8 protein-coding genes are annotated in these 8,747 nt (G+C 69.7%); 5 read left to right on the top strand and 3 right to left on the bottom strand.

Annotation, left to right across the window (positions count from 1 at the left end; genetic code table 11):
- Positions 1-1,551: tRNA (N6-isopentenyl adenosine(37)-C2)-methylthiotransferase MiaB (gene miaB / locus ACFWEP_RS26840; RefSeq protein ID WP_387373657.1), on the bottom strand; the 1,551-nt coding region annotated here is incomplete at its 3' end.
- Positions 1,552-1,646: 95 nt separating this feature from the next.
- Here miaB and ACFWEP_RS26835 point away from each other — a divergent pair.
- Positions 1,647-2,645, top strand: coding sequence for a TAXI family TRAP transporter solute-binding subunit (locus ACFWEP_RS26835; RefSeq protein WP_387373655.1), 999 nt, complete (start codon positions 1,647-1,649; stop codon positions 2,643-2,645).
- Between the two features lie 87 nt (positions 2,646-2,732).
- On the opposite strand, the gene ACFWEP_RS26830 is transcribed toward ACFWEP_RS26835, so the two are convergent.
- A complete protein-coding gene (locus ACFWEP_RS26830; protein ID WP_387373653.1) occupies positions 2,733-4,127 on the bottom strand; it encodes an ATP-binding protein in 1,395 nt (464 codons plus the stop codon).
- Positions 4,128-4,145: 18 nt separating this feature from the next.
- Positions 4,146-4,838, bottom strand: a complete 693-nt coding sequence (locus tag ACFWEP_RS26825; protein WP_387373651.1) for a response regulator transcription factor — start codon at positions 4,836-4,838, stop codon at positions 4,146-4,148.
- A 385-nt stretch (positions 4,839-5,223) separates the two neighbouring features.
- Here ACFWEP_RS26825 and ACFWEP_RS26820 point away from each other — a divergent pair, with 385 nt between their 5' ends.
- The 4 genes from ACFWEP_RS26820 to ACFWEP_RS26805 all read left to right on the top strand — a co-directional run bounded on the left by ACFWEP_RS26820 (position 5,224) and on the right by ACFWEP_RS26805 (position 8,732).
- Positions 5,224-6,009 (top strand): amino acid ABC transporter ATP-binding protein, encoded by a 786-nt coding sequence (locus ACFWEP_RS26820; RefSeq protein WP_328719039.1) that lies wholly within the window; start codon positions 5,224-5,226, stop codon positions 6,007-6,009.
- Positions 6,010-6,041: 32 nt separating this feature from the next.
- Entirely contained in the window at positions 6,042-6,965 is a 924-nt protein-coding gene (locus tag ACFWEP_RS26815; protein ID WP_387373648.1) for a glutamate ABC transporter substrate-binding protein, read from the top strand.
- A gap of 136 nt (positions 6,966-7,101) precedes the next feature.
- Complete coding sequence (locus tag ACFWEP_RS26810; RefSeq protein ID WP_387373646.1) at positions 7,102-7,749, top strand: amino acid ABC transporter permease; 648 nt, start codon at positions 7,102-7,104, stop codon at positions 7,747-7,749.
- Complete coding sequence (locus ACFWEP_RS26805) at positions 7,746-8,732, top strand: amino acid ABC transporter permease (RefSeq protein WP_387373644.1); 987 nt, start codon at positions 7,746-7,748, stop codon at positions 8,730-8,732. Before ACFWEP_RS26810 ends, ACFWEP_RS26805 begins: the two co-directional genes overlap by 4 nt.
- Positions 8,733-8,747: the final 15 nt, after the last annotated feature.

Below are 8,747 nucleotides of genomic sequence, written 5' to 3'. Positions count from 1 at the left end.
AGCGCCCGGCGAGGCGGGGGCGGGCCAGTCGCAGCCGCAGCCCGCCGCCGCGGCGACCGGCAGCGGGGCGGGGGCGCCGATGGTGGGCAGGCCCAGCATCACGCCGGCGGGCTTGGCCGCGGCGGCGTTCCGCTTCTCCCAGGCGTCGCCGGAGCGGGTGGAGCGCACGGCGAGCGTGGCGCCCTCGGCGAGCAGGTGGTGCGGTGCGGCGTAGGTGATCTCGACGGTCACCACGTCGCCGGGGCGCACGGTGCCCTCCGGCTTGGTGAAGTGGACGAGGCGGTTGTCGGGGGCGCGGCCGGAGAGGCGGTGGGTGGAGCCGTCCTTGCGGCCCTCGCCCTCCGCGACCATGACCTCCAGGACGCGGCCGACCTGCTTCTTGTTCTCCTCCCAGGAGATCTCCTCCTGGAGGGCGGAGAGGCGCATGTAGCGCTCCTGCACGACCTCCTTGGGGATCTGCCCGTCCATGTCGGCGGCCGGGGTCCCGGGGCGCTTGGAGTACTGGAAGGTGAAGGCGTTGGCGAAGCGGGCCTCGCGCACCGCGTGCATGGTCTGCTCGAAGTCCTCCTCCGTCTCGCCGGGGAAGCCCACGATGATGTCGGTGGAGATGGCGGCGTCCGGCATCGCGGCGCGGACCTTCTCGATGATGCCGAGGAAGCGTTCCTGCCGGTAGGAGCGGCGCATGGCCTTCAGGATCGTGTCCGAGCCGGACTGCATCGGCATGTGGAGCTGCGGCATGACGTTCGGCGTCTCGGCCATCGCGGCGATCACGTCGTCGGTGAAGTCGCGGGGGTGCGGCGAGGTGAAGCGGACGCGCTCCAGCCCCTCGATCTTCCCGCAGGCCCGCAGCAGCTTGGAGAACGCCTCGCGGTCCCCGATGTCGGAGCCGTAGGCGTTGACGTTCTGGCCGAGCAGGGTGATCTCGGAGACGCCCTCGGCGACGAGAGCCTCGATCTCGGCCAGGATGTCGCCGGTGCGGCGGTCCTTCTCCTTGCCGCGCAGGGCGGGCACGATGCAGAAGGTGCAGGTGTTGTTGCAGCCGACGGAGATGGAGACCCACGCCGCGTAGGCGGACTCGCGGCGGGTGGGGAGCGTCGAGGGGAACGCCTCCAGGGACTCCGCGATCTCGATCTGCGCCTCCTCCTGGACGCGGGCGCGCTCCAGCAGCACCGGGAGCTTGCCGATGTTGTGCGTGCCGAAGACCACGTCGACCCACGGGGCCCGCTTCACGATGGTGTCGCGGTCCTTCTGCGCGAGACAGCCGCCGACGGCGATCTGCATCCCGGGACGCTTGGTCTTCATCGGGGCGAGCCGGCCAAGGTTGCCGTAGAGCTTGTTGTCGGCGTTCTCACGGACCGCGCAGGTGTTGAAGACCACCACGTCGGCGTCGCCGTCCGCGTCCTCGGGCGCGCGGACGTATCCGGCCCCCTCCAACAGGCCTGAGAGCCGCTCCGAGTCGTGGACGTTCATCTGGCATCCGTACGTACGGATTTCGTAGCTCTTGAGTTCTTGAACGTCCACTGCGAGGCTCCGGTCGCTGCTGCTGGTCATCCCTCAAGGGTAGGCGCTCCGGAGAAGACCCTTCTCCCGCCGGGCAGGCGGGCGGCTCTGGTCAGTGCGGGCCCCCTGCTGGCAGGATCGCGGCCATGTCCCCGACCGGCCCGTCCTCCACCCGTCGCCGTCTGCTGCGCGCGGGCGCCGCCTCGGCGGTCTCCCTGGGACTCCTGCTCTGGTGGGTGCTGCCCCTCGACAGTCCCTCGCCCAGCGGCTCCCTGGTCTTCTCCACCGGTGTGCGCACCGGGGTCTACCAGCTCTACGGGGAGCGGCTCGAAGGCGCGCTCGCCACGGACATGCCGGCGGTGTCCATACAACTGCGGACCAGTCAGGGTTCGCAGCAGAACATCGAGCGGGTGGCGGCGGGTGAGGCGGACTTCACCATCGCCACCGCCGACGCCGTGGCGACGTACCTGCGCAGTGGCAGGCCCGGTGCCCGGCGGCTGAGGGGCTGTGTCCGCCTCTACGACGACTACGTGCAGCTGATCGTCCCCCGCTCCTCCTCCGTGCGCACCGTCGCCGACCTGCGGGGCAAGCGGGTGGGCGTCGGGCAGCTCGGGTCCGGGGTGAAGCTGGTCGCCGACCGGCTGATGACGGCCGCCGGGGTCGATCCGGCGAAGGGGGTCACCCCGGTGACGGCCGGGATCGACACCATGCCGTCGCTGCTGGTGGAGGGGAAGCTCGACGCCTTCTTCTGGTCCGGCGGGCTGCCGACCAGCGCGGTCCAGCAGCTCTCGCGGCGGACCGACGTCCGTCTCGTGCCGCTGGAGGACGAGCTCATCCGCCGGCTCCAGGCGGCGGGCGGCTCGACGCGCTACTACCGTGCGGCCGTCATGCCCGCCGACGCCTACCCCGAGGTGCAGCGCGGGCAGTCCGTGCCCACGGTGGCCGTCGCCAATCTGCTGGTGACCACGGACCGGACGGACGCGGCGATGACCGAGGCGTTCACCCGTACCGTCATCGACAGCCGGGACCGGATCGGGCGGGAGGTGCACTCGGCGCAGCTGGTGGACCTGCGGACGGCCATCTACACCGATCCGCTGCCCCTGCACGACGGTGCCCAGCAGTACTACCGGTCGGTCAAGCCCTGATCCGTCAAGCCCTGATCCGTCGAGCCCTGATCCGTCGAGCCCTGATCCGTCGAGCCCGCCATGCAGAGGGCGCCGGCGGTGGGGCCGTCAGTCGCGCGGGGCGTCGCGCGGTACGGAGACCGTGACCCGCAGGCCGTGGGGGTCGTTGCGGCCGTAACCGATCGTGGCGCCGCCCGCCGCGAGCAGCACCCGGGAGATGGACAGCCCGAGGCCCGAGCCCCGTACGTTCTGGTGGCGGTTGCTCCGCCAGAAGCGGTCGCCCACGCGTGCCAGTTCCTCGTCGGTGAGGCCGGGGCCCAGGTCCGCGACGACGACGGTCGAGACGGCGCCCTCCGCCGCGACCGACACGGTGACGTCCTGGCCGGGCGGGGTGAACTTCAGCGCGTTGTCGATCACCGCGTCCAGCGCGCTGGAGAGGGCTATCGGGTCGGCCCAGGCGGTGACGGCCGGGGCCCCGTCCTGGGTGAGGCCCACCCCCTTCCCGTCGGCGACCGGATGCCAGGCGGCGACGCGTTCGGCGGTGAGGGCGGCGACGTCGGTGAGAGCGAGGTCGGCTTCGGCATGCTCGGCGAGCGCCAGGTCCAGCAGGTCGTCGAGGACACGGGCCAGGCGTTTCCCCTCCAGGCGCACCGAGGCGATCTCCTCGTTGCCCTCGGGGAGTTCGAGTGCGAGCAGCTCGATCCTCAACAGCAGCGCGGAGAGCGGATTGCGCAGTTGGTGGGAGGCGTCCGCGACGAACGCCCGCTGCTGCTCCAGGACTTCCTCGACGTTGTCGGCCATCTCGTTGAACGAGTGTGCGAGTCTGCGCAGTTCGGGCGGTCCACCACCCTCGACCACGCGGGAGCGCATCCGGCCGCGCGCGATGTCGTGGGTCGCCGCGTCGAGGGTGCGCACCGGGAGCAGCACCCAGCCGGTGAGCCGGAACGCTGCTCCGACCGCCACCAGCATCGCCGCGGCCTCGCCGAGCGCGATGATCAGCCAGCCGTGCAGGACGCGGGCCCGCATCTCGTCGGTGGGCGAGTCGATGACGACGACGGCGACGACGTCCCCGTCGCGCACCACGGGCGAGGCGACGACGATCCGGCCGTGCTGCCAGGGCCAGACCTGGGGCGGGTCGTGGGAGCGGCGGCCGAGCAGCGCCTCCTGGAAGGCGGCGCGGCCCTCGCCTTCCCGGGGCAGGTTCCAGGTGGTCGGTGCCCTGGCCAGGTAACGGTCGTCGCGGTAGAAGATCCCGGCCCGGATCCCGTACACGGTGGCGTAGGCGTCGAGGTCCGCCTGCAGGGTCCGGCGGCGCTCGTCGTCGGGGGCGACCGGTTCGCTGATGAACTGGGCGAGCGCGGCGAAGCGCGCGGTGTCGTCGATGCGGTCGATGACGACCTGTTGCTGCTCGGCGCGGGCCACGCTGACCGCGAGGGGGAAGCCGAGCGCGAGCAGCACGGAGGCCATGAGCACGATGAGCAGGGGCAGCAGGCGGGTACGCATCGGAGCGGCGGCGAATCCTCAGGCGGCCGGCGGGACGAGTCGGTAGCCGACCCCTCGCACGGTCTCGATGAACGTGGGCAGCCCGAGCTTGGCGCGGAGCGAGGCGACGTGCACCTCCAGCGTCCGCCCTGTCCCCTCCCAACTGGTCTGCCACACCTCGCTGATGATCTGCTCGCGCCGGAAGACCACACCGGGCCGCTGGGCGAGGAGAGCGAGGAGGTCGAACTCCTTGCGGGTGAGCTGGACTTCGGTGCCGTCGACGCTGACCCGCCGGGTCGGCAGTTCGACCCGTACGGCTCCGAGCAGCAGTACGGCGAGCGGGATCGGCGCGGTGTCCTCGCCGCCGGTGGTGCGCCGGGCGACTGCGTGAATACGGGCGAGCAGTTCGCCGGTGTCGTAGGGCTTGGTGACGTAGTCGTCGGCGCCGAGGTTGAGTCCGTGGATGCGTGAGCGCACGTCTGCGCGGGCGGTCACCATGATGACGGGGGTGGAGGTGCGCTTGCGGATTCTGCCGAACACCTCGTAGCCGTCCTGGTCCGGCAGTCCGAGATCCAGCAGGATGACCCCGAAGGGTTCCCGCTCCGCCGGGAGCAGGGCCCGAAGGGCCTCCTCACCGCCGCGGGCGTGCACGACCCGGAAGCCGTGACGGGCGAGCACGGCGGACAGGGCCGCGGCGACGTGGTTGTCGTCCTCGACGAGCAGCAGCCTCACTGGCCCTCCTTTCCGTGTTCCGGCGGTTCCGGTACCGTCGGCGGTCCGCTTCGCGGCATTACAGGGCGTCACCCTTGGGGGAGACGATAGACGTCGTTCGCGTCACCCGGCGCGGCCGTCGGACCTGCCGTCGGTCTCCGGTTCGTCCCGCAGCCCCTCAGGGCATCAACGCCGAATCGCGGGCCCCAGTCAAGTACCGGCCCGTTACGACGGGGTTTCCGTTACGCACCCGGTACGCCGCCGCACCCCGGGCGCCGGTATCCCTTCACACCTCGTGTCCGGTGACTGCCGGATCGTTATCCTCAATTCTCGCTCAGATCTGCTGACGGTCATCGCACTGCGTCACTAGTGTCCTAGCCACCCGAGGAGGACGGAGCTAGAGCCGATGAGCGGAGTTTCAGTGACGAAGGCCGCCGAGGACGCGATACCCGAGGCGAGCGACCTTGTCGTACTGAGCGACGTCAACAAGCACTTCGGCGCGCTGCATGTGCTCCAGGACATCGATCTGACCATCGCCCGGGGCGAGGTCGTGGTCGTCATCGGGCCCTCCGGGTCCGGCAAGTCCACGCTGTGCCGCACGATCAACCGCCTGGAGACGATCGATTCGGGATCGATCACGATCGACGGGCGGCCGCTTCCGCAGGAGGGCAAGGAACTCGCCCGCCTGCGCGCCGATGTGGGCATGGTCTTCCAGTCGTTCAACCTCTTCGCGCACAAGACCGTGCTGGAGAACGTCACGCTGGGCCAGACGAAGGTCCGCAAGACGGACAAGAAGAGCGCGGAGGAGAAGGCCCGGACGCTGCTCGACCGGGTCGGCGTGGGCGCGCAGGCGGACAAGTATCCGGCTCAGCTCTCCGGTGGCCAGCAGCAACGCGTCGCCATCGCAAGGGCGTTGGCGATGGACCCGAAGGTCATGCTCTTCGACGAGCCCACGTCGGCGCTCGACCCGGAGATGATCAACGAGGTCCTCGAAGTCATGCAGCAACTCGCCCGGGACGGCATGACGATGATCGTCGTCACCCACGAGATGGGCTTCGCCCGCTCCGCCGCCAACCGCGTCGTCTTCATGGCGGACGGAAAGATCGTCGAAGAGGCGACGCCCGAGCAGTTCTTCAGCAACCCCCGCAGCGACCGGGCCAAGGACTTCCTGTCGAAGATCCTTCACCACTGACGACAACGACCTACGACAGAAGGAAAGTTCAGATGCAGCTCCGCAAGTCGGCCGCCCTCGCGGCCATCGCCGTCATCGCTCTGACCGCCACCGCCTGTGGGGGCAAGGAAGGTTCGGCCGGCGACAAGCCCGCCGGTACCAAGCCCGGCGCCTCCGAGGCACCCGCCCTTCCCACGTACACCGTCGCCACCGGGGTCGACCTGGACTCGCCGGCCTTCAAGGAGGCGAAGTCGCGCGGCAAGCTGATCATCGGCGCCAAGGCCGACCAGCCGTTCCTGGGCTTCGAGGACCAGTCGACCAAGGTGCGCTCGGGCTTCGACATCGAGATCGCCAAGATGATCGCCGCCGATCTCGGGTTCTCGGACAAGCAGATCGAGTGGAAGACCGTCGACTCCGGCATTCGTGAGACGGCCATCTCCAAGGGCCAGGTCGACTACTTCGTCGGTACGTACACGATCAACGACAAGCGCAAGCAGCTGGTGGGCTTCGCCGGTCCGTACTACAAGGCGGGCGCCGACCTGCTGGTGCGCTACGACGAGTCGGCCATCACAGGCACGGACTCGCTGAAGGGCAAGAAGGTCTGCTCGATCGTGGGTTCCACCCCGCTCCAGGAGATCAAGAAGCCCGAGTACGGCGCGAGCGTCGTCGAACTGGCCAAGTACTCGGACTGCGTGCAGCAGCTCCTGACCAACCAGGTCGACGCGGTCACCACCGACGACTCGATCCTCAAGGGCTACGCGGCGCAGAACCCCAAGAAGCTGAAGGTCATCGGCAAGCCCTTCACCGAGGAGCCCTACGGCGTCGGCCTGAACAAGGACGACAAGGTGCTGCGGGACGCGATCAACGACTCGCTGGAGAAGCACATCCAGGACGGCACGTACAAGAAGATCTACGACGCCACCCTGGGCCTGTCCGGTTCGGAGTACACCGCGCCGCCGGCCATCGAGCGCTACTGACGACGCGCCGCCCGGCGTCACTTCCCCGACGCCGGGCGGCCTCGCCCGCCCGACCCGTCCCGTACGCGAAGCCGCCCGCCGGCGGCGTGCGTGACGCCCCCGCCCCGATGCCGCTGACAGCCGACGCGGAGACCTCATGAACGTACTGCTCGACAATTTCCCGGAGTTCCGCGACGGCTTCATAGGCACGGTGTCGATCACGGCCGTCAGCACGGTCATCGCACTGGTCCTCGGCGTCGTCCTCGCCGGCATGCGGGTCTCACCGGTGCCACCCCTGCGGTTCTTCGGCACGGCCTGGGTGACGCTGCTGCGCAACACCCCGCTGACCCTGCTCTTCCTGATCTTCTTCTTCGTCGTACCGCAGGTGTTCGTCTCCGGCCTGAGCCCGTTCGTCCTCGGCTCGCTGGCGCTGGGCTTCTACACCTCGTCGTTCGTCTGCGAGGCAGTCCGCTCGGGCATCAACACCGTGCCGCTCGGCCAGGCCGAGGCCGCCCGCTCGATCGGCATGTCGTTCCCGCAGACACTGCGCCTCGTCATCCTCCCGCAGGCGACCCGCTCCGTGATCCCGCCGCTGAGCAGCATCTTCATCGCGCTCACGAAGAACTCCGCCATCGCCGGAGCCTTCAGCGTCTCCGAACTCTTCGGCTGGCAGAAGCTCATGAGCGACCGGGGCTACGCGATCACCCCCGTCTTCGTCTGGGTCGCCCTCGGCTACCTGGTCGTCACCTTTGTCATCAGCGGTCTCTTCCGGCTGCTGGAGCGCCGTATGGAGGTCGCCCGATGAGTGCCAGCGTTCTCTACGACGCGCCGGGTCCGAAGGCGACCGTACGCAACCGCGTCTACGCGGTCATCGGCGCCGCCGCCATCGTGGCGCTGATCGTCTTCGCCGTCCTGCGGCTGCGGAAGACGGGCAACCTCGCGCCGGAGATGTGGGACATCTTCAACTACTCCGGCATCCGGCAGAACATCGCCGACGGCGTGGTGGCCACGCTCAAGGTCTTCGGACTGGCAGCGGTCGGCTCGGTCGTCCTCGGTGTGGTGCTCGCGGTCGGCCGTCTCTCCGACCACAAGCCGGTGCGCTGGCTCGCCACCGCGTTCATCGAGCTGTTCCGCTCCATCCCGCTGCTCATCACGATCTACGCGATCTGGGTCGGCTTCCTGACCGACTACTCGATGTGGGCGCTGGCGCTGGGCCTCTCCGTCTACAACGGCTGCGTCCAGGCCGAGGTGCTGCGGGCCGGGATCAATTCGGTCCCCCGGGGCCAGAGCGAGGCCGCGTACGCGCTGGGCATGAGCAAGACGCAGGTGATGCTCACCGTACTGATGCCGCAGGCCGTGCGCGCGATGCTGCCGACGATCATCAGTCAGCTGGTGGTGACCCTCAAGGACACCTCGCTCGGCTACATCATCCTGTACCCGGAGCTGCTCCAGACCGCGCGTCTGATCGCCTCCAACACCCTGGTGAACGGTACGTACCCGTACGTCTCGACGATCGTCGTCATCGGCGCGATCTACGTGACGATGTGTCTGCTGCTCTCCGCGCTCGCGACCTGGATCGAGAAGCGCGGCCGGCGGGCGAAGACCGGCATCGCCGTGGCACCGGCCGCGCCGGCCGGCGGGATCGACGCGCCCGTCGCGGCGCTCGGCGTACCGGCCCCCCGGCCGGGGGGCGCAGGGGGCGCGGACCTCGCGCCGCCCGCCGGTACGGCCGCGACCGACGGGACCACGGAGCCCGGCGGGGACGCCGGGACCACCGGGAAGTCGTAGCGGACGACCCGGAAC

The sequence above is a fragment of the Streptomyces sp. NPDC060198 genome (genome assembly GCF_042728415.1).
Lineage (GTDB): Bacteria > Actinomycetota > Actinomycetes > Streptomycetales > Streptomycetaceae > Streptomyces.
Note: the sequence above shows the minus strand (reverse complement) of the source record. Positions and strands in the feature narration are given on the sequence as shown.

Bases quoted from the DNA above. Each gene is read 5' to 3' on its own strand.
- ACFWEP_RS26830 (WP_387373653.1), bottom strand. From the start codon at position 4,127: ATGCGTACCCGCCTGCTGCCCCTGCTCATCGTGCTCATGGCCTCCGTG.
- ACFWEP_RS26805 (WP_387373644.1), top strand. From the start codon at position 7,746: ATGAGTGCCAGCGTTCTCTACGACGCGCCGGGTCCGAAGGCGACCGTA.
- ACFWEP_RS26810 (WP_387373646.1), top strand. From the start codon at position 7,102: ATGAACGTACTGCTCGACAATTTCCCGGAGTTCCGCGACGGCTTCATA.
- ACFWEP_RS26820 (WP_328719039.1), top strand. From the start codon at position 5,224: ATGAGCGGAGTTTCAGTGACGAAGGCCGCCGAGGACGCGATACCCGAG.
- ACFWEP_RS26815 (WP_387373648.1), top strand. From the start codon at position 6,042: ATGCAGCTCCGCAAGTCGGCCGCCCTCGCGGCCATCGCCGTCATCGCT.
- ACFWEP_RS26835 (WP_387373655.1), top strand. From the start codon at position 1,647: ATGTCCCCGACCGGCCCGTCCTCCACCCGTCGCCGTCTGCTGCGCGCG.